Below are 20,509 nucleotides of genomic sequence, written 5' to 3' on the forward strand. Positions count from 1 at the left end.
CGGTTCCAATACCAAATAAGGAGTTCGTGCTTTGAGTTCTGTAGATTCCCAGCAAAGGGTTTTGTCCGGCATGCGTCCGACCGGCAAGCTTCACCTTGGCCACTACCACGGTGTCCTGAAAAACTGGGTTAAACTCCAGCATGAATTCGAATGCTTCTTCTTTGTGGCAGACTGGCACGCGCTGACCACCAATTACGACGATCCCTCCGGCATTGAACAGAGCGTCTGGGATATGGTCATCGATTGGCTCGCGGCCGGCGTGAACCCGGGCTCGTCCACCATGTTCATTCAGTCACAGGTGCCCGAGCATGCCGAACTGCACCTGCTGCTGTCGATGATTACGCCCCTCGGTTGGCTGGAACGTGTGCCTACGTTCAAGGACCAGCAGGAAAAGCTGCGGGAGAAGGATCTGGCGACCTACGGGTTTCTGGGTTACCCGTTGCTGCAGAGTGCGGACATCCTGGTCTACCGGGCAGGGAAAGTGCCAGTGGGTGCCGATCAGGTTTCGCATGTCGAAATCACCCGTGAGATCGCCCGCCGTTTTAATCACATCTACGGTCGTGAGCCGGGATTTGAAGAGCAGGCGGAAGGCGCCATCGTCAAGATGGGCAAGAAGAACGCCAAACTCTATCGAAACCTCAAGAGGCGTTATCAGGAAGAGGGCGATATGGACGCCCTGGAAACGGCCCGTGCTCTGCTGAAAGAGCAGCAGAACATCTCCCTGGGAGATCGTGAGAGGCTGTACGGTTACATTGAAGGCGGCGGCAAGGTGATTTTGCCGGAGCCGCAGCCGCTGCTGACGCCGGAGTCCAAGTTGCCAGGGTTGGATGGCCAGAAAATGTCCAAGTCTTACAACAACTATATCGGCCTGCGGGAAGAACCGGACAGCGTTGCCCAGAAAGTCCGCACCATGCAGACCGATCCCCAGCGGGTCCGTCGCACCGATGCCGGTGAGCCGGAAAAATGCCCGGTGTGGGGTATGCACAAGATCTATTCTGACGCCGACACTCAGGAGTGGGTGCAAAACGGTTGTCGAAGCGCCGGAATTGGTTGCCTGGACTGCAAGAAGCCGTTGATTGACGCGATTGTCGAGGAGCAGCGTCCGCTCCACGAACGCGCCCGGGAATATGAAGGCAATCCGGATCTGGTTCACTCCATTCTCCAGGAAGGCCGTGAACACGCGCGCGATGCCGCTCGCGATACCCTTGAGGAAGTCCGGGCAGCCATGGGGCTTCATTACCGCTGAATCCGCAGGAACCGGCGCCGGGCCCTGATAGGCCCCGGCCCCGGTCCGGAGTGAAAGGTTATGTCGGAAGAATCCACCGATCAGGCAACGCCCGAAGCTCAGGACACCGCACCTGAGCAGTCACCGCTGGCGCGGGTTTCCGGCAAGCCGGTGGTGGATCTTCCCAAGGACCTGTACATTCCGCCTGACGCGCTTGCGGTTTTCCTCGAAGCTTTTGAAGGTCCGCTGGATCTCCTGCTGTATCTCATTCGTCGCCAGAATATGAACATTCTGGATATTGATGTCAGCGAGATTACCCGGCAATACATGGATTATATTGGTGCCGTGGAGGCAATGCGCTTCGAACTGGCCGCCGAATACCTGGTGATGGCAGCCACGCTGGCGGAAATCAAATCCAGAATGCTGTTGCCCCGACAGGAGACCGACGACGAGGAAGAAGTCGATCCGCGGGCTGAACTGATTCGCAGGCTTCAGCAGTACGAGCGGTTCAAGCAGGCAGCGGAAGATATCGACGAAATGCCGCGCCTGGAGCGGGATAGTTTCGTCGCCTCCGCGGCACTGCCGAAGATGCCTTCGAGCCAGCCGCATCCGGATGTGGACCTTCGGGAAATGCTGCTGGCCCTGCAGGGTGTGCTGCAGCGGGCGGACCTGTTTACCAGCCACCATGTGGAGCGGGAACGGCTTTCCACCCGTGAGCGCATGTCCGCGATTCTATCGGTGCTTCAGGATGATCATTTCGTGACCTTCGAGAGGCTGTTCACGTTGGAAGAGGGCCGTCTCGGGGTTGTGGTGACCTTCCTGGCGACTCTTGAACTGGTCAAGGAGCAGCTGATCGAGGTTGTCCAGGCGGAAGTTCTCGGGCCGATTCACGTTCGGGCCAGGGCCGCCAGTTAAGGCCTGCGACAGTCCAAAGCACGGAAATACGGGTTAGAGACCATGAACGAAGAGCACTTGTTGAGAATCCAGGCTATTGCCGAAGCAGCCTTGCTGGCAGCGGGAAAACCGCTGTCTCTCGACCAGCTCAGAGAATTGTTCAGTGAGGAGGAGCGACCGGCGCGCCAGGTTATGGAGCACGTCATGGTGCTTCTTGAGACGGCCTGTGAGGGGCGGGGCTTCGAGTTGAAGAAGGTCGCCAGTGGTTATCGCCTTCAGGTGCGCGAGGAATTCGCACCCTGGGTGGGTCGCCTGTTTGAGGAGAAGCCCCAGCGTTATTCCCGGGCTTTGCTGGAAACCCTCGCCTTGATCGCCTACCGGCAGCCCATCACCCGGGGTGAAATCGAGGACATACGGGGTGTTACGGTAAGCAGCAATATCATTCGCACCCTGCTTGAGCGAGAGTGGGTGAGAGTTGTTGGACATCGGGATGTTCCGGGTAGACCGGCCATGTACGCAACCACGAAGCAATTTCTGGACTACTTCAGCCTCACGGGCCTGGACCAGCTGCCGCCCCTGAATGAAGTCCGGGATCTTGAAGAGATCGGCCGGGAAATTGAAAAGAACATGCAGGCGGAGATCGAGTTCGAATCAACGGCTGCCGAAAACGACGACGAATCTTCGAGCCAGACACTTCACTGATGCCATTCGGGTGTCAGTCAGAAATTAAGGATTGATTGCATGGCGGCAGAACGCCCCAAAAAACCAGCCAGGCCAGCCCAGGACAAAGTCAGCCAGGGTGGCCCTGAGCGTATTCAGAAATTGCTCGCCCGGGCGGGTATCGGTTCGCGCCGGGAAATTGAAGGCTGGATGGAAGCCGGGCGCCTGATGGTCAACGGTCAGCCGGTAGCGCCCGGCCAGAAAGCAACCGTGGAAGACCGTTTCGAGCTCGACGGCAAGCGCCTGGAAGTTTCCGGGGCTGCGGAAGTGATGCGCCGTGTGCTGATCTACAACAAGCCAGAGGGTGAAGTCACCACTCGAAAGGACCCCGAGGGCCGACCGACAGTGTTCGATCGCCTACCGAGGCTGAAAGAGCATCGGTGGATTTCCATTGGTCGGCTTGATATCAACACCACCGGTCTGGTCCTCTTTACGACGGATGGTGAGTTGGCCAATCGGCTGATGCATCCCTCCAACCAGATTGACCGGGAATACGCGGTTCGGATCTTCGGGGAAGTGGACGATGCCATGATTGAGCGGTTGCTTCAGGGTGTCCTCCTGGAAGACGGCATGGCGAAGTTTACCGATATTTCCCCGGCCGGCGGTAGCGGCATTAATCGCTGGTTCCACGTTACCCTGCTGGAGGGGCGGAATAGGGAAGTGCGGCGCCTGTGGGAATCCCAGGGTGTTCGTGTGAGTCGGCTCAAGCGCGTGCGCTACGGGCCGGTCTTCCTGCCAAGCAGGCTCACCGTAGGCAAATGGGAAGAGCTGGATCAGAGGGCTGTAGATACCCTGAGCCGGACTGTTGGTCTGGAGGCAGTTGAAATCCCCCAGAAGACGCCGAATGAGAAAGCGGCCCTCGACCGTCAGCGCCGAAAAAGCCCTGGCCGCTCGGGCAAGAAGACACCCGGGAATAAATGGGCGGTCAGTGACACCAGGCCTGCCAAGCCGGCCGGACGCACAACCAAGCCTGAGAGAGCCCGAAGCAAAACGCCCCGAGGTTGATATCGTTACGAAATAGTGGCAAACACCCGGGTGCAGTTCCGGCCCTGGTGTTTCGCGCGGTAGAGCGCCTCGTCAGCCCTGGCTAACCACGCCTGGGGTGATTCTTTTGACAAGAAGGTAGCTACGCCGCAGCTGGTTGTAACCTTGAGTTCCTTTTCCCCGCCATCCACCCGGATGGCCGCGATAGCCTCTCGAACCCTTTCTGCTACGTCTCTGGCATCCTGTTCTGAGGTATGGGGGAGCAGGATGGCAAACTCCTCACCACCAAAGCGATAGACTGAATCAGACGTTCGGATCGACTTCTCTATCTCGGTCGCCGCAATTTGTAGAAGATGGTCGCCCACCACATGACCGTGCGTGTCGTTGACTGTCTTGAAGTGATCCAGATCGCAGAGCACAAGAGAGTAGGGTTCGCCATGACGCTCAGACAGCAGACTTGAACGCTGCAGGGCGTCGTCCAGGGCGCGCTTGTTGGGAATGCCGGTCAGTGCATCTGTCAGGGACGCCTGCTCAATTGCAACATACTGGCAGGCGTTGCGAATCGGGCAGATTGCCGCACTGAGCATCATCTCGACGCCTTCCAGTTCCTGTTCCGAGAATCTCTGGCGGCGTTGCAGGACCAGTGTCCCATAATTGACGCCTTCCAGGCCCAGCCGGTATTCACAACGGTGGGGGCCACCCATGCCACTGGCGTAGACGAAATCCTGTTTGCCGATCCGATGCCGGTAATTGAGCGCAGTGAACGGCACGATAGCCACCAGCTCTTCAGCCAGGATGGCCAGCTGTTGTTCCAGCGACAGGGTGGTGGAAAGCCGGCGGGTCAGCCTGGTGAGCACATCCGGCGTGTTGTTCCAGTCCTGATGTGCCTGACGCAGCGCAGCCAGTTTCTGGGGCTGGGAGGAAGACTGTTGGATCGACGGTATGTTTTTCACTACGGTTCACTCTGTCGCAGAAGTTTACAGTGCTTTCGTTGTGATTAGCAGAAACCGTGCCTAGTCAATAAAATATAATAAAAACAGTTGGTAAGGGACTAAACCTCATCCTTCACTCGAGTCCTTAGCGTTGGTCCACGGGTTGTTGTCAAAAAACCGGCAGTGATTTGCCGCGACTGATCGTGCCCTGCGCAAAATGTCAGACAAGGGGATGGGGCAATAGATTCCCTGTGGTAAACTTCTGCGTTTGAAATTGTGCCGTCTTCAGGAATGAGTGACCAACTTTATGAGGTTTCAGGCCCCGGAAAGTCTGTCTGAACAAATTGCCCAGCACCTGGGGCAAAGGATCATCACGCGAGATCTCAAGCCCGGCGAACGCATTCAGGAACTGAAGGTGTCCGGAGAACTGAACGTCAGTCGCGGGTCGGTGCGGGAAGCACTGCTCATTCTTGAGCGGCGGCATCTGATCGAGATTTTCCCCCGGCGGGGCGCGGTGGTCTCCAGTCTGACGCCAGAAAGTGTCAACAGCCTCTATGACATCTACATTGATCTGCTTTGCATGCTTGGGCGAAAGGTGCTTGAACGCTGGTCCGGCAAGGAGCTTGGTGGTGTCATGGGCCAGGTTCGCGAATTGCAGGCGGTGATTGACGCCCTCAACGCCACCAGCTCGGACGCCGCTGAGCAGGTCATTGACGCCGGTTTCGGGGTGATGCGCTACGCCTACGGTCTGGTTGAAAACCCCTTTCTCGAGGAAACCCTGGAGAATTTCCGACCAGCCATCAGCCGCACCTATTTTGTGGCGCTGGAACACTTCAGGGAAGAAATCGGTGAAACAGCGACCTTCTTTCGCCAACTGGCAGACGCTGCCATCAATGACGACACTGAACGTCTGCAAGCGGTCATCCAGGCCTTTGGGGAGCACCAGCGGCAGCAGGTGTTGACGATTCTCCGGCAGGAAGCGAGCGCCTGATATGCGTCTGAAGTCCATCAAACTGTCCGGCTTCAAATCGTTCGTTGACCCCACCACGGTGCCGTTTCCCTCCAATATGACCGCCGTGGTCGGCCCCAATGGGTGCGGCAAGTCCAACATCATCGACGCGGTTCGGTGGGTGATGGGTGAGAGCTCCGCCAAGTACCTGCGCGGCGAATCCATGACAGACGTTATCTTCAACGGTTCCAGCGCAAGAAAGCCCGTGGGGCAGGCCTCCATCGAACTGGTGTTTGATAACAGCGATGGTTCCGCGCCCGGTGAATTCGTGAAATTCAACGAAATCTCCGTTCGTCGCCGGGTTTCCCGGGAAGGGCAGTCCGAGTATTTCCTGAATGGCTCCAAGTGCCGGCGCCGCGACATTACCGACCTGTTCCTGGGCACCGGTCTGGGCCCGCGGAGCTACGCCATCATCGAGCAGGGCATGATCTCCCGGCTGATTGAGGCAAAGCCGGAGGAACTTCGGATCTACATTGAGGAAGCGGCCGGCATTTCGAAATACAAGGAGCGGCGTCGGGAAACCGAAAATCGTATCCGTCGCACCCAGGAAAACCTGGAGCGGCTGACGGATCTGAGGGAAGAGCTGGGCCGGCAATTGCAACACCTGGAGCGCCAGGCGGCAGCGGCCGAAAAGTACAAGGCGTACAAACAGGAAGAACGCCAGAAAAAAGCCGAACTGACGGTACTTCGCTGGCAATCCCTGGACAATGACCTGCAGACCTGGCGCGGCAAGATCCGGGATACCGAACTTGAGCTCGAAAAATACCTCACCGAGCGTGTCAGCCTGGAGACCTCCCTGGAATCCCTGAGAGACAACCATCAGGAGCGTACCGAGCATTTCAATCGGGCCCAGGCCCGCTATTACGAAGCCGGTGCCGATATCGCCCGAATTGAGCAGAGCCTTGAGCATCAGCGGGAACGAAGCCGGCAAATGGCCTCGGAGCTGGACCAGGCAATGGCCAACCAGCGCGAACTGGCCAGGGAGCTGGAGCAGGACGAGGACAAGCTGGCGGGTATCCAGGAAGAGCTCGACATGATTGAGCCTGAACAGGAAGCGCTGGCAATTCGTTCCGAGGAATCGGGCGAGAAACTGCAGCAGGCTGAAGACGCCATGAGTGAATGGCAGCACCAGTGGGAAGATTTCAGCGCGCGTTCGTCGGACGCACGGCGCCAGGCCGAGCTGGCCCAGTCCAGGATTCGTTCCCTTGAGGATGCCATTGAACAACTGTTGACTCGTCAACGAAAGCTCCAGGATGAGCAGGCATTGCTGGAAGGCCAGATGGATCGTGCGGAGCTGGAGGAGTTGCTGGAACAGCAGGAAACTCTTGAACTGAAGCGCGAAGACGCGGCCGAGCGCATTGCGGCAATTCAGGACGACCTCTACGAAGCCCGACAGAACCAGCGGGATGCCGAGCAGACCGCCTCTGACGAGCGTCAACGGGTGCAGAGCCTTCGCGCGTCCCTTGAGTCTCAGCAGGCGTTGCTGGATGAGCAGATGGGGGCAGGGGATGACGTTCTGCAATCCTGGCTTTCACAGAACGGGTTAAGCGACATGCCCCGGGTAGCCAGTCAGCTTCAGATAGCGGATAGCTGGGAATTTGCGGTTGAGCAGGTTATCGGGCGTTTTACCCAGGGTCTTTGCCTCCCAGAGATTGAACAGCTGTCATCGGCTATGAGAGAGGCACCGAGGGGGCTGGCCCTGGTTGAAGCCGGGGCTGTCGCTGATACTGGTAATACTGGCCTGGCCGCCAAAGTTTCCGGCGTGCCGGGAATAGCCTCGTTGCTTCGTGGCATTGATGCGGTAGAAACTGTCTCTGACGCCATGGGTATGCGATCCGGCCTTCAGGACGGACAGAGCCTGATGACACCGGAAGGTGTCTGGGTATCCCGGGACTGGGTGTTGATGCCCGACTCGGACGCCGGTCAGGTCGGGGTGATTGAGCGACAGAAGAAAGTGACCGAACTGTCCTCGCAGTTGGCAGAAGCCGAGGAGGCGCTGGAGGCTGCCAGCGAGCGACTGGAGGAACTTCAGGAACGCGCCGAGCGCTCCGAATCCGCCCGGGATGACGCGCAGAGCCGTTTGAGCGAGGCAGACCGTGAGCTGAGTACCTTGTCGTCCCGGGTCAGCGGTCTGCGAGCCCGAGCTGAGCAGATCGACGCCCGTTTGCAGCGAATCCGGGACGATATTGCGGATGTCTCTGAAAACCTTGAGGGCCAGAAAGAGAGTCTGCAGGGTGCCAGGGAAGAGTGGCAGCAGGCGCTGGCGTCCACCGAAGACAGCGATGAAGAGAAAGAACGGCTTCTCGAGCAGCGCGACAGCCTGCGCGAGAACCTTGACCGTCTCCGTCAGGAGGCCCGGCACGACCGTGATCACGCACATCAGTTGCAGCTTCAACTTCAGACTCTGCACAGTCAGCGGGAGGGCCTCAGGCAGACCATTGATCGGATGCAGCTTCAGAAGGAGCGCATTGATGAGCGCCTGGAGATTCTGAGGGAATCCCGGGAAAGCGCCGAGGAGCCCATTGAAGATCTGCAGATGCAGCTTGAAGGGCTGCTGGACCGTCGACTGGCCGAAGAGGAAAAGCTCGGCGCAGCCCGGGATTCCCTTGAAGAAATTGATCGGGAGGTCCGGGAAAAAGAGCAGGGCAGAAGCGGCACGGACCATCGCATTCAGGAAGTCCGGTCCCGGCTGGAAAAACTGAAAATGGAATCCCAGGCCCTGGAAATCCGCTCGGGTAACCACATTGATCAGCTCAAGGAGTTGGACGTAAAGCTGCAGGACATTCTGTCACAGCTGCCTGAGGGTGCGAACGAGAAAGACTGGGCGGACGAGCTGGAGCGGATCGGTAATCGCATACAGCGGCTCGGTGCGATCAACCTGGCGGCGATTGAGGAATACCAGGTTCAAAGTGAGCGGAAAACCTACCTGGACTCCCAGCACGAAGATCTGATGGAAGCCCTGGAAACACTGGACAACGCGATACGGAAGATAGACCGCGAAACCCGACAACGCTTCAAGGAAACCTTTGACCAGGTCAACGGTGGTCTCCAGGCGCTCTTTCCAAAGGTGTTCGGGGGCGGCAACGCCTATCTCGAGTTGACCGGCGAGGATCTTCTGGAAACCGGCGTTGCAATCATGGCTCGGCCGCCCGGCAAGAAGAACAGTACCATCCACCTGTTGTCAGGTGGTGAAAAAGCCCTCACGGCCATCGCCCTGGTGTTTTCGATTTTCCAGCTGAACCCGGCACCCTTCTGTATGCTGGATGAGGTGGATGCGCCGCTGGATGATGCCAACGTGGGCCGCTATGCCAATATGGTCAAGGAGATGTCGAAGCAGGTTCAGTTCATCTACATTACCCACAATAAGATTGCCATGGAGATGGCGGATCAGTTGATGGGGGTAACCATGCATGAACCGGGTTGTTCGCGCCTGGTGTCGGTGGACGTGGACGAAGCGGCGGCGCTCGCAGAGGCTTGAGGCTGTTCAGAAAACGGGCAACCATGACAAAAACGCCATCTGGCCCGGGTGTGCGTTGTATTCGTTACGGGCTTTTCTTAGAGTAGCAACGTTACGGGATCTGCAAACAGGACAGCAGCACTATGTCACTTAGGGAATGGTTAATTGCCATCGGTACCCTGGTCATTATCGGCATTGTCATTGATGGTGTGCGCCGGATGCGGCGCGCCCGGAAGGAATCCATGGCGATTTCATCCGGCATGGGCGCCGACGATCTGGAGGATTCGCCACTTGATGACGAATACAACCCCGAGCTGCCCAATGGCGGCGCACGGACCATTTCTCGTGACACTCTTGAAGAACGCGGCTATGTAAAGCGTGAAAAGCCCAGCCGTTTCGGGTCTCCAAAACCCAAGCCAACCCGTCCGGTCAACGCCGCTGCCAAATCCGGAGAGCCGGAGTCGCCAGAACCGGACCTGCAGACGGAAGCGGAGTCAGTTGCCGAACGCCAAGAAGAGCCGGTTGAATCAGATCCCGATTTCGGACTGTCCAGCCATGAGCCCGATGAAACCGAGTTCGAATCAGGCTGGGGTGCCATCGAAGACGAGGTGGAAGCCGTCCCGCCGACGGTCACGACCGAAGTAGAAGAAGACACAGCCCGGCGCGAGACCTCCCGTCCGGTCAGTGGTCAGCCTCTGGCGGGCGCGAATCGCCCTGAGGCTCGGGAAGTTATTGTGATCAACGTCTTGGCGAAGAGTGGCGAGGACTTCAAGGGGCCGGCCCTTAAGAAGTTGTTTGAAGCCTGCGGTCTCGAACATGGAGACATGGATATTTACCATCGCCATGAAGAATCCGACACGACAAGCCCCGTTCAGTTCAGTGTTGCCAACGCCGTGGAGCCCGGCACTTTCAAGCCCGGAGATATGCCGGCTCTGACCACGCCGGGGATCAGCTTTTTCATGAGTATGCCAGGGCCCACCAATGCGCTGCAGGCGTTTGAATTCATGCTCGAGACAGCCCAGGCTGTGGTTCGTAACCTTGGCGGCGAACTGAAAGATGAGCGCCGCAGCGTGATGACCCCTCAAACCATTGAGCATTGCCGCCAGAGAATCCGGGAGTTTGAGCGTAAGCAGCGCTCCCAGAAGGTCTGAATCCAGGTGGTAAAAGACGGCCAGATGCCCGGTTTGTTCCGGGCATTTTTTTGAGAGACGAGAGTGCCAGTCCATGAGCAAAGCCACGCCCGACATTATCCAGCGTGTAGAAGAACTCCGTTCGGTTATTAATGACCACAACTACCGGTACTATGTGCTGGATGACCCCCGTATTCCCGACGCGGAGTACGACAGGCTGTTCCGGGAGTTGCAGACTCTGGAAACCGATTACCCGGAGCTGGCTTATGACAATTCGCCCACCCGGCGGGTCGGCAGTGTCGTGGAAACCAGTTTTGAAGAGGTGGTTCACCGGCTGCCGATGCTGTCGCTGGACAATGCCTTCAGTGAAGACGAACTCCGTGACTTCGACAGGCGGGTAAAGGACCGGCTTGGTATCAGTGAAAGCGTGGAATACGTTTGCGAGCCCAAGCTCGACGGGCTGGCGGTCAGTCTGCACTACGAAAATGGCGCCTTGACCACCGCCGCTACCCGGGGTGATGGCTACTCAGGGGAGGATATTACTGCCAATATCCGGACGATTCCGTCGGTACCACTGAAGCTCCGCGGAGACGATGTGCCGGATCTGGTGGAAGTCCGTGGTGAAGTCTATATGCCCAAGGACGGTTTCGAGCAACTTAACCGCCGATTGGCGGAGCGTGGAGAGAAAACCTTCGTCAATCCCCGCAACGCGGCGGCCGGCAGCCTCAGGCAGAAAAAGTCCACGGTAACGGCCAGACGTCCGCTGGAAATGTGCGCCTACAGTGTTGCGGTCACTGACGAAAGCCTGTTACCCGATACCCAGTGGGACGGCCTCCAGCGGGTTCAAAGCTGGGGTTTTCGGATCAATCCGGAGATGCGCAAGGCGACAGGTGTGGAGGAATGCCTGGAGGCCTACAGCGAGTTAATGGCAAAACGGGACACTCTGCCATACGAGATTGATGGCATCGTGTTCAAGGTGAATCGTCTTGACCAGCAAAATGCCCTGGGTTTTGTCTCCAGGGCGCCACGCTGGGCGATTGCCCACAAGTTCCCGGCACAGGAAGAGCTGACTGTTATAGAGGACGTGGAGTTCCAGGTTGGTCGAACCGGTGCGGTTACGCCGGTGGCCAGATTGAAACCCGTGTTTGTCGGCGGCGTGACCGTCAGCAATGCCACCCTTCACAATATGCACGAAATCCGCCGCCTGGATGTCCATATTGGCGATACCGTGTTTATTCGCCGCGCCGGTGATGTGATACCGCAGGTGGTCAAGGTGGTTCTCGAAAAACGCCCTGCAGACGCCAGAGCAGTGGAATTGCCCTCTCAGTGCCCGGTGTGTGATTCGGATGTCATCCAGATCGAAGGGGAGGCAGTTGCGCGCTGCTCCGGCGGCCTGTTTTGTCCCGCCCAGCGAAAGGAAGCCATCCGCCACTATGCCTCCCGGAAAGCCCTGGATATCGAAGGGCTGGGAGACAAATGGATCGATATCATGGTGGATCAGGGCATGGTGGAAACCGTTGCCGACCTGTATCGCCTGACAACCAATGACCTGGTCAAACTTGAGCGGATGGGGGAAAAGTCGGCCGCCAATCTGGTTTCTGCTATTGATCGGGCCAGAAACCCGGTTCTTTGGCGTTTCCTGTATGCCCTTGGCATTCGCGAGGTCGGGGAGGCCACCGCCAAGTCCCTGGCGGCGTATTTCGGAACTCTGGAGGCCATTGCAGAAGCCGATGAGGAAAAGCTGCAGACAGTTCCGGACGTCGGGCCTATTGTTGCCGGCCACATCCGGAGCTTTTTCGAACAGACCCACAATCGGGAAACTCTGGACGCCCTGCGTGAAGCTGGTGTGGAGTGGCAGGAAGAGGAAATCCAGCAGGGGAGCAAGCCGCTGGAAGGCCAAACCTGGGTGCTGACTGGCACGCTTTCCGGTATGACCCGGGATGAAGCTAAAGAGAAGCTGGAAGCCCTGGGCGCCAAGGTGGCCGGAAGCGTCTCTAAGAAGACCGCCTGTGTGGTTGCCGGCGAGGCCGCCGGTTCCAAGCTGGCCAAGGCCGAACAGTTGGAGGTTCCTGTCCTGGATGAGGCAGGCCTGGTTGCTTTGTTGGAAGAGCATGGCCTGAAGGTGGGCTAACCGAATCTGAGAACTCGCGCAGATCCCCTGCGTATCAAATTGGCTACCATGGCGTTGTTCTGTAACGGTGTGTAAATCGCCCGGAGTTTCTGCTTGAACCGGGCGAGCGCTGCCATAACAACAACGATTGAAACGGATTTTTTCATGGGCGCCGATTTTTACTCCCGCATTCATCCTGTTCGCCATATTGCCGTGCTGGTCCTGTTTTCGCTCGGGCTGTCTGCCTGCAAAACCGAAAAGGATCCCGATCAGCCCACCATTCTTGGCGTACCCCCGGTGTTTGCCTATCTTGGCGTTGAGTACTCTTACAATTTCGGGGCCTACGGTGGCGAGGCTATCCTTGATTACTCACTCACCAACGCGCCGTCCTGGCTGGCGCTTGAGGACACCAGCAACAAGGCCCGCCAGGGCATCATTATGCGCGGCGTTCCCGGCCTCACCGGCGGAGGCAGAGGAGAGGCGGATCTGGGCAAAACCGAGGGCATCAACCTGGTGACTACTGACGGCCGCATGGCCGGCGTCCAGCCGTTCGATATCGATGTGAAATACAACGTTATGTCTCTGGATGCCGAGCCGTTCACGGAGGGGGAGAGCCCTGAAATACCTGCAAGCAACCGTGAGCAGTGCGCCTTGCCGGATCTGGAAACCGAAGGTGAGCACAACTTTACGGTCAACTTGTACAACGATGACGGCTCGGTGTCCGGCACCAAGGATCTGACACTTCCGACGCGCCGCGTTTTCGTCAAGGTTATCCTGGATCAACCGTCGGTAACCCGAGTTGCGGTAGCCTTTGAGCTTCTGTCTGATTACGACGCGTCCAGCTGCGATGTTGGATTCTCACCCCCGCACCAGAATTGCGATCACAGTGCCTCCAACGCCGGTGATGCCATTCTCGGCACGGACATTGTCGGGTTGGGTAGCAACAGTTCTATGCCTCGCGATGAGACGGGGGAAAGCGAGCTGGACTATATCGATTATGAGCTTGATGAACAGGGTTTCTACACGCGGGGCGTCATTACACTCGAACCGGGTATTACCGAGTGTTACCTGCCACTTGAGGTGGTTGAGGACAGTTTTCCCGAGCCCGTGGAATCCCTTCAACTGGCACTGACCGAGGTGCGTTCCGGTCTCGCCGGTCTTGGCAGCGGTAACGGTGGTGTCGTTACCAATTTGTCCATTCAGGACAACGAGCCGGTCCTGTCACTGGAAACTGTAAAAGGTGGCGGCAGGGACACCCTGAACGTTGGTGCTGTGCGTGAATACGTCGCCAGGCTCTCCGGTGACCGTGACCGCGATATTTTCGCCAAGCTCAGCCATACCGAAGACTCCACGGCTCGGCTCGATTCCGAGTTCGTTATCGAGCGGCTGGAAGATGGTAACTGGGTTGAGAATGACGAACTCGTTTTTCCTGAAGGAACCGATGAAGTGCCCTTCCGGATCCGGGTACCCGCGGGCAGCTACGCCAACCCGGCCTTCAGTGACCGATTCATATTGCTGGGCATCAATGAGAACTTCCAGGCCGGCAGAGAGGACTACGCCCGGGCTGAATCTGAAAACCTGATCCGGATCAGCCTCAACGAACTGACATCGCCTCTCGCGTTGAATGACGGTAATGGCTTTGTTGCCACAGATATTGCCATGGGACATGACGGCAGACTGTTTGTTGCCGGCTACGACACTCAGGATAACGACAGGGTGCTGGTCCGGATTTTCGACCAACGTGGTGCCCAGCTGCAGCAAGTCGCCATATCCTCTGCCGGTGATAGTCTGATCGTGCCAGATCCGGTCATCAATGTTGTGCAGCGTAAGGTGACCCAGGGCGGGGCCAGGGTAGACCGATTCGAGTTTGTCGTTGCCTACAGCACCGATCAGTCTGTGGCGGGAACGTCCGGTCTTGGCGGTCTGGATGTAGTGACATCGCTTTACTGGTTTGATTCCGCCACCAACGGTGGTGAGTACGTTCCAACCTGGACCATCCGGACCGGGACGGACGCCGACGATCAGGTGCGCTGGGCCGGAATCAACCGGGACACCGGCTATGTGGTGTTGGCAGGCGAGACCGATGGCGTTTTTGATCAGCAGCAGGCGTCCGGTGGCGTAGACAGCTTCCTTCAACGCATTGATACCGAGCTTGATGGCAATACCCAGAAGCCCGCGGTTGCCTGGGCCCGCCAGGCCGGCTCAGCCGCCGATGACAGTGTCGCCGGTGGCAGTACCGAGTCCATCAGGCCGGCGTTGTTTGGTTCCGCGGCGGGCTCTGTGGAAGGGGCGCCAGTCATAGGCGGCATTGACGCCTTCTTCTTCAATGCGTCCAGCGCAACCAGCGAGCTCAGTGTTAGCCAGGTCGGCACTATCGGTGACGAACCGGTTTCCAATGGGCTGTTTAAGGGCAGCACGCTCTGGCTGATAGGCAGCAGTGATGGCTTGTACTCGGTGCTGGAGCAGGAGGATGAGGATCCCACGCTGGAGCGGGAGACGCTTTCAAGCACCGCAGGGTTTCTTCTGGGATATTCCTCTTCAGGTATCGTGAGCCGGGCCTTCTCCCTCAATGACGAGAACGATCAGGCCGCAGATACTCTTCAGGGGTTGACCGGTTTTGATGGCGACATGGTTGTTGCGGGTACCACGACCGGAGACTTTGCCAGCGGGAGCGTTGTGTCCGGCATGGAGCAGGGCATTATTGCCCGGGTATCGCTGGTTCCTGAGGCGGAGACCGAGGATGAAGAATCAGTCTTCAAAAACAACTGGCGCTATCAGCTAGCCTTGGACAACTCGGAAATTCTTGATCTTGATAATTACCGGGATGACGAGATCCCGGCGTTAACCAGGCTAGGTAGCGACTCGTACGTGCTCCTGTTCAGCCCAGAGGGGCAGCTGCTGACGCCCCTCAACTAGCCAGCGCGGGGATTAGACGGTTCCCTGGTGACGGCCGGCGCTGGCGTATAGCCGCAGGTAGTCTGTGCTGGTCACAATGCCCGCGGCGGCACCCTTGGCGTCTACCACCAGCGCCGCGTTGAGCTGGTGGGCCAGCATCAGCCTTGCAAGTTGGTGGGCATCTGTTTCGGGGGACGCCGTCAGGAAGGCGGGAAGCTCGATGTGCACCAGGCTTTGGCTCATGGCATTGGCCTCGTGCTGGTGAAGCCAGCCGAGCAGCCAGCGTAGATCGACGAGACCGGCCACGTTGTTTTCCGCCATGATCACCAGATGGTGAACCTGATGCTCATCCATCACTGATAAGGCTTCGGAAATGGTTGCAGATGCCGGCACTGTATACAGGGTCGGCGACGAAATGCTGGATACGGGCAGGTAAGGGCGGTCCTCACGGCGCTCTCCGGCTCCGGCTGCGCCGTACTCTTCCAGCGCTTTATACCGACCGGCATTGGCCGCCTGTTGAAACTCGGCGTCCGTTGCCTCACTTCGGCCCGGATTGATCGCCTGGGTTTCTGCCAGCTCAGTAACGTCGCCCACAGGCCTTGCCCGGAATATCTCCGGCAACCGGGTTCCGATCGGGCGGCCGGGTTCGCTGACATAAATTGACATGGGCTTTCTCCGTGACTATGCCACTCTTTGGGAGGTTATCGGCAGTCTGACCGGAAACTTCAGAGGTAGTTTATTACGAAGCCGCCACATCGGTCTGGTACAGGCGTCGGGTTTCCAGACGCCTGGCCAGGTTCGCCGGAAGACAGGCAGGTTGCCCAGTAAGTTGGTCGGCCAGATATTCGGCCAGGAGCGGCGCGTAGGTCAGGCCTTTGCTTCCCAGGCCGGTTAGCAGATAAAGGTCATCCAGATCGGCGTTGTCGCCGTCGAAGACTGGGCCGGCCACGGGCTGGTAGTCGTGGGTGGTGCAGCGAAAGGCTACCCGGCCATCCAGATTCTCGCCACTGGGCTTGCCGACTTCCCGGGCAAAAACGGACGGCAGCATTGAGCTGAGTTCGTGGATGTTCTCGTCATGGCTTTCGGTGGTGGGCAAAGGGTTGTTGTCGCGAAGGTCAAAGGTGGCGCCGGTTACGGCGATATCGCCAAGGACCGGGTTTAGATACCGGTTGCCGCAGATAACGGTCTTCGGGTTGATGACGGCTGGTGCAGGAAGATGGGTGACCTGGCCGCGAATTGCTTTCAGCCGGAAGCGCCCCTTAATCGGAATTAGTCCCGGGCTTAGATGGCCCGAGCAGATGACCACCCGGTCGGTCGCAATGGAGGTGCCTTCGTCCACGGAGATGTGCCATTTTCCGTTGCAGGGCAGCAGTCTTTTCACTTTCACATCATATTCTGTGGATATCAGTGGATGGTCCGCCAGTTCCCGGCAAAGGTTCCCGGGTTCGAGCCAGCCACTGCCGGGAAACCAGAGCCCGCCGGATTGTGTGGGTACGCCTGAGATCGCACTGGCCTGCTCCCGGTTAACGGGCCAAAGGATATCCCGAGGGTATTCATTGCGCTGTAGGAATCTCGCTTGTCGGTCTTCTTCCTGCGGGCTGTGAGCCAGCTGCAGCAGGCCGGTCGGATGCCAGAACTGGTCGCGCCAGGTGCTGTAGAAACGCTGGGCGAAGGTCAGGGATGTAAGGGCCAGTTCTGTCTGGTCGTTGAACTCCACCCCCAGCTTCACATACAGGGCGCCCTGGGCGTTTCCGGAGGCTCCGGTTCCAGGACCACTGGTGTCGATTAATGTGACCGGATAGCCCCGTTCCGCCAGGTTTCTTGCCAGGGTGCAGCCGGCGATGCCCGCCCCAATGATGGCCAGGGTCCCAGGTCGTTCCGGTTGAGCCGGCTTCTCCCCCTCAAGAACACCTTTCAGCATTTCCCGTTTGCGTCCGTATCCGGAGGTTTTTTCCATGCGGAATCCGGCCTCCATCAGGGCGCGACGAATCCGCCCCACCGACGTGAAAGTTGCCAGGGTTGTGCCCGGCTTACTGTGGGCGCGGACCTGGCTGATGGTGTTCTCCAGCCACATGTCCGGGTTGCGGGCGGGGGCAAACCCGTCGAGGAACCAGGCGTCGGCATGAAATTCCAGGGTTCGCCACGCGTCATTGATGTCCCCGAAAAACAGCGTCAATCGAACCCGTCCCCCGTCCAGAACCAGTCTGTGAACTCCGCGCACCAGGGGTGGGTAATGCAGGAGTAGTTCATTGGCCAGCGCCTTTAGTTCCGGCCACAAAGCCAGGGCCCTTGTAAGGTCCTCCCGAGTGAGTGGGAAACGTTCAACGGAAACAAAATGCAGGGTTGCGGTATGCTCTGGACCGAAGGTCTTCCAGGCCTGCCAGGCTGCCAGAAAGTTCAGTCCTGTCCCGAAGCCGTTTTCGGCAATAACGAAGCTGCCGCCCTCCGGAATCCGCGAGAAACGTTCCGGCAGCTGATTATGCTGCAGAAAAACGTGGCGCGTTTCCTCCAGGCCATTGTCACGGCTGAAGTAGACGTCGCCAAACCGCATCGATTCCGGGACACCGTCGTGCCAGGCAAGTTCAGCGGGCTCGATCCCGGGGGGCAGGGGTGGACGGTTCACGTTGTCAGTCTTCGGATTCGACCACGGAGACGGTTTCGATGGTCACAGGTTCAACAGGCACATCGGCCATGCCCTGTTTCCGGGTGGTCTGTTTGCGGGCGATGGCATCGACAACGCCCATGCCCTGGGTAACCTTGCCAAAAACCGCATAGCCAGGACCTCGGACGCCTGCATTCAGGAACCCGTTATCCGAGAGGTTGATAAAAAACTGGGACGTTGCTGAATCCGGCGCACTGGTCCGGGCCATGGCAATGGTTCCACGAAGGTTCGGCAGCGTTTTTGTCGCTTCATTGCGGATGGGGGCCCGAGTCGATTTTCGGGAGAGGTCCTCGGTAAAGCCACCGCCCTGGATCATGAATCCGGGAATGACGCGATGGAAGATGGTGCCGTTGAAAAAGCCGTCTTTGGCATACTGCAGGAAATTGGCAACCGTATCCGGGGCGACATCCGGTCGAAGCTGCAGCTCAATGGCGCCCTCGCTGGTTACCATGCGGACCGTTGGACGAGGATCATTGGCGGGCTCGTCATTGCTCTGGGCCAACGCTCTGGAGGCCGGCATCAGCAAAGTGAGGGCCATAAGCAGTACGGGAGTCACAGTTTTCAGGGGTTTTACCTTGTTTGTCATTTGCAACCGCTCTCTATGTTATTCGCAGGTGTTTTTCCTGAGACAATTCAGCGAATTCTGTTACCAGGTGCCAGATCTTACCAGAAGGTGATGGTAAAACGGGGACTGTATCCACGCACACTTTGGTGTGATCAGCTAATCTCCCAGGTATCGGAAGTCATGGATCACACAAGCCGGGCCGGGTTGTACGGTTTTCACTGTTTAAAAGGAGATATTGGGTGAGAATCCGTCAGGGATTTGAAGAGAAATCACGCCTTGGGCGACTGCTTATCAATCGCGGCTATCTGTCCGAAGGGCAGGTGGATGAGGGGCTGAGACTTCAGCGTGAAACCGGGCAGCGCCTGGGTGAGGTGTTCATCCAGGCCGGATGGATCAGTGAAAAGGAACTCCACCGGGTTCTCAAGCACCAATCCCGTTACCGTAATGCGGCAGCCCTGGTTACGATGGTGACGCTGCCCTTTCAGCCTCTCGTTACCTTTGCGGCGAGCAATTCGGCGGAAGCGTCGCAGTCGGCACTGGAAGCGGGAGAGCTCTATGAGAGAGGGAATCTTGCCCCACTGACTGAAACTGAGCTGGCGGCCATTTCCGGTCAGGGAGACCCGAGCCTGCTTCAGCGTATCGGCATTGTGAGCAGTATGGCGGAGAATCCGACTGGCGACGGATCGGCGGATGTCATCGAGGGCCTGAAGCTTACCACCAACATCTTCGTACCGGTTCTGAACTTTCTCGACTCAGATCTGACTATTTCCGGTGTGCACTACCGTGAGGGGGAGCCGCGTTACCGGGTCAGGGAGGATGGAGCTTTGATGTTGGCGTTCCCGGAGCGTATCGAGGAAATACGGATGGACAATATCCGGGTCAGCGGCAGTCAGGGTGCTTCACTGGGTAACGTGAGTATCCATGACATCCGGTTTCATCCGGACTCCCAGATGACCATCTATACCCGATGAGTCTGCCGGCACCGCTCGCCAGGGCCATCGTCAGGCGCTGGCAAGCACGTTGCTGCTGGATACTGTGGTCTGCTGCCCCTGGGCGCCGTAAAGCTTTTGCTGGCCGGTGGCGCCACGGAAAATGTCGGTAAGTTTCGACAGGCGTTTCTGAAGATGGCTGATCACCCGACCGTTGGTCTGGTTTAGCGTCTGGCAGGCTCGCAGTTTCTGGTCGGCTTCCTGCCAGAGCTGGAAGAGCTCAGAAAAACCGGCGCTGCGGATAAACCGGGAAGGCTCACCGCTTTCGGGGCGGTACCCCATTTGGACCAGTGTCCGGATTTTCTGTTTGGCGCGTTCCCGAACGGCACCCAGAAGCTCGTTCTTCTCTTTGGTCAGAGCTTCAAGCTGGCGGAGGTCGGAACTTGCAAGGCAGGTCTTTTCCCTTTCGAGAATATCAGCCAGTGTTTCCAGCTGGCTGATATCCTGCGAGAGAAGGGTCTTCAGATCATCAATTGCGGCCATGGTTTACTCACCCGAAAATGCTTTCATCCATCTCAAGCATTTTCTGGGCCAGTTTCTCGGCGTCAATCTTGTAAGTGCCATTCTCCAGGGCGGAACGGATCTGCTCAATGCGGTCGTCATCCATTTCCGGATAATCGCCCAGCTTCTGTTCAAGCTGCTTCAGATTCTTGGCCTGGCTGCTCAGGCTGACGTTTTCTCCACGGGCACCCTGGGCCTGTGTCTTCGCCTGTTCGTTGGACGCCGGCTGGGTATTCTGAGTGCCGGAGCTCTTGTCGGCCGTGGTTCTCTGGGTGTTGACCTGGCCGGGGCCAATTCCATTTAAGTCAACTGACATATCTGTACCTGCTTGCCTGTCGCGCCACGAAAATGCGGCGCTTACTCGAGTTTATGTCTTCTTAACGGCGGCGCCGCGAAAACCTTTAGTAATTTTCAGTAGTTTTTTCGTCTATTTTTA

At 58.0% G+C, this 20,509-nt stretch carries 16 protein-coding genes; 10 read left to right on the forward strand and 6 right to left on the reverse strand.

The window, feature by feature from the left end:
* Positions 1 to 31: 31 nt before the first annotated feature.
* From FMN52_RS00565 to rluB, 4 genes are read left to right on the forward strand one after another with little or no spacing between them, the layout of a single operon-like run.
* A complete protein-coding gene (locus tag FMN52_RS00565; RefSeq protein WP_081449827.1) occupies positions 32 to 1,246 on the forward strand; it encodes a tryptophan--tRNA ligase in 1,215 nt (404 codons plus the stop codon).
* 60 nt (positions 1,247 to 1,306) lie between these two features.
* Positions 1,307 to 2,140 (forward strand): ScpA family protein, encoded by an 834-nt coding sequence (locus FMN52_RS00570; protein ID WP_148606781.1) that lies wholly within the window; start codon positions 1,307 to 1,309, stop codon positions 2,138 to 2,140.
* A 42-nt stretch (positions 2,141 to 2,182) separates the two neighbouring features.
* Complete coding sequence (gene scpB, locus FMN52_RS00575) at positions 2,183 to 2,821, forward strand: SMC-Scp complex subunit ScpB (protein ID WP_148606782.1); 639 nt, start codon at positions 2,183 to 2,185, stop codon at positions 2,819 to 2,821.
* 39 nt (positions 2,822 to 2,860) lie between these two features.
* The gene (gene rluB / locus FMN52_RS00580) at positions 2,861 to 3,844 is read left to right on the forward strand and encodes a 23S rRNA pseudouridine(2605) synthase RluB (RefSeq protein WP_148606783.1); all 984 of its coding nucleotides are present in this window, start codon (positions 2,861 to 2,863) and stop codon (positions 3,842 to 3,844) included.
* A 5-nt stretch (positions 3,845 to 3,849) separates the two neighbouring features.
* Here the strand turns inward: rluB and FMN52_RS00585 are convergent, their stop codons facing one another.
* Positions 3,850 to 4,776: a GGDEF domain-containing protein gene (locus tag FMN52_RS00585; protein ID WP_148606784.1), complete on the reverse strand. Its 927-nt coding sequence runs from the start codon at positions 4,774 to 4,776 to the stop codon at positions 3,850 to 3,852.
* Positions 4,777 to 5,062: 286 nt separating this feature from the next.
* Between FMN52_RS00585 and FMN52_RS00590 the strand changes: the two genes are divergently transcribed.
* The 5 genes from FMN52_RS00590 to FMN52_RS00610 all read left to right on the forward strand — a co-directional run bounded on the left by FMN52_RS00590 (position 5,063) and on the right by FMN52_RS00610 (position 15,377).
* Positions 5,063 to 5,746, forward strand: coding sequence for a GntR family transcriptional regulator (locus tag FMN52_RS00590; protein WP_148606785.1), 684 nt, complete (start codon positions 5,063 to 5,065; stop codon positions 5,744 to 5,746).
* Position 5,747: 1 nt separating this feature from the next.
* Positions 5,748 to 9,242, forward strand: coding sequence for a chromosome segregation protein SMC (smc, locus tag FMN52_RS00595; protein WP_148606786.1), 3,495 nt, complete (start codon positions 5,748 to 5,750; stop codon positions 9,240 to 9,242).
* 122 nt (positions 9,243 to 9,364) lie between these two features.
* Complete coding sequence (zipA, locus tag FMN52_RS00600) at positions 9,365 to 10,372, forward strand: cell division protein ZipA (RefSeq protein ID WP_148606787.1); 1,008 nt, start codon at positions 9,365 to 9,367, stop codon at positions 10,370 to 10,372.
* 73 nt (positions 10,373 to 10,445) lie between these two features.
* Positions 10,446 to 12,482, forward strand: a complete 2,037-nt coding sequence (gene ligA / locus FMN52_RS00605; protein WP_148606788.1) for an NAD-dependent DNA ligase LigA — start codon at positions 10,446 to 10,448, stop codon at positions 12,480 to 12,482.
* A 144-nt stretch (positions 12,483 to 12,626) separates the two neighbouring features.
* Positions 12,627 to 15,377: a hypothetical protein gene (locus FMN52_RS00610; RefSeq protein WP_148606789.1), complete on the forward strand. Its 2,751-nt coding sequence runs from the start codon at positions 12,627 to 12,629 to the stop codon at positions 15,375 to 15,377.
* Between the two features lie 12 nt (positions 15,378 to 15,389).
* Here FMN52_RS00610 and FMN52_RS00615 read toward each other — a convergent pair whose 3' ends face one another.
* The 3 genes from FMN52_RS00615 to FMN52_RS00625 form a co-directional block, all read right to left on the reverse strand.
* A complete protein-coding gene (locus FMN52_RS00615; RefSeq protein ID WP_148606790.1) occupies positions 15,390 to 16,022 on the reverse strand; it encodes a CBS domain-containing protein in 633 nt (210 codons plus the stop codon).
* 73 nt (positions 16,023 to 16,095) lie between these two features.
* Positions 16,096 to 17,979, reverse strand: a complete 1,884-nt coding sequence (gene mnmC, locus FMN52_RS00620) for a bifunctional tRNA (5-methylaminomethyl-2-thiouridine)(34)-methyltransferase MnmD/FAD-dependent 5-carboxymethylaminomethyl-2-thiouridine(34) oxidoreductase MnmC (RefSeq protein ID WP_148606791.1) — start codon at positions 17,977 to 17,979, stop codon at positions 16,096 to 16,098.
* A 4-nt stretch (positions 17,980 to 17,983) separates the two neighbouring features.
* The gene (locus FMN52_RS00625) at positions 17,984 to 18,556 is read right to left on the reverse strand and encodes a peptidylprolyl isomerase (protein ID WP_275898158.1); all 573 of its coding nucleotides are present in this window, start codon (positions 18,554 to 18,556) and stop codon (positions 17,984 to 17,986) included.
* A 266-nt stretch (positions 18,557 to 18,822) separates the two neighbouring features.
* On the opposite strand from FMN52_RS00625, the gene FMN52_RS00630 reads away from it, so the two are divergent.
* Positions 18,823 to 19,554: a pilus assembly protein PilB gene (locus FMN52_RS00630; RefSeq protein ID WP_148606793.1), complete on the forward strand. Its 732-nt coding sequence runs from the start codon at positions 18,823 to 18,825 to the stop codon at positions 19,552 to 19,554.
* A 30-nt stretch (positions 19,555 to 19,584) separates the two neighbouring features.
* Here FMN52_RS00630 and FMN52_RS00635 read toward each other — a convergent pair whose 3' ends face one another.
* Together FMN52_RS00635 and flgM are read right to left on the reverse strand one after the other, a co-directional pair.
* Positions 19,585 to 20,055, reverse strand: a complete 471-nt coding sequence (locus FMN52_RS00635) for a flagellar protein FlgN (protein WP_148606794.1) — start codon at positions 20,053 to 20,055, stop codon at positions 19,585 to 19,587.
* A 7-nt stretch (positions 20,056 to 20,062) separates the two neighbouring features.
* Positions 20,063 to 20,389 (reverse strand): flagellar biosynthesis anti-sigma factor FlgM, encoded by a 327-nt coding sequence (gene flgM / locus FMN52_RS00640; protein WP_148606795.1) that lies wholly within the window; start codon positions 20,387 to 20,389, stop codon positions 20,063 to 20,065.
* Positions 20,390 to 20,509: the final 120 nt, after the last annotated feature.

Origin of the sequence: Marinobacter sp. BW6 (assembly GCF_008107725.1) — a bacterium.
GTDB lineage: Bacteria > Pseudomonadota > Gammaproteobacteria > Pseudomonadales > Oleiphilaceae > Marinobacter.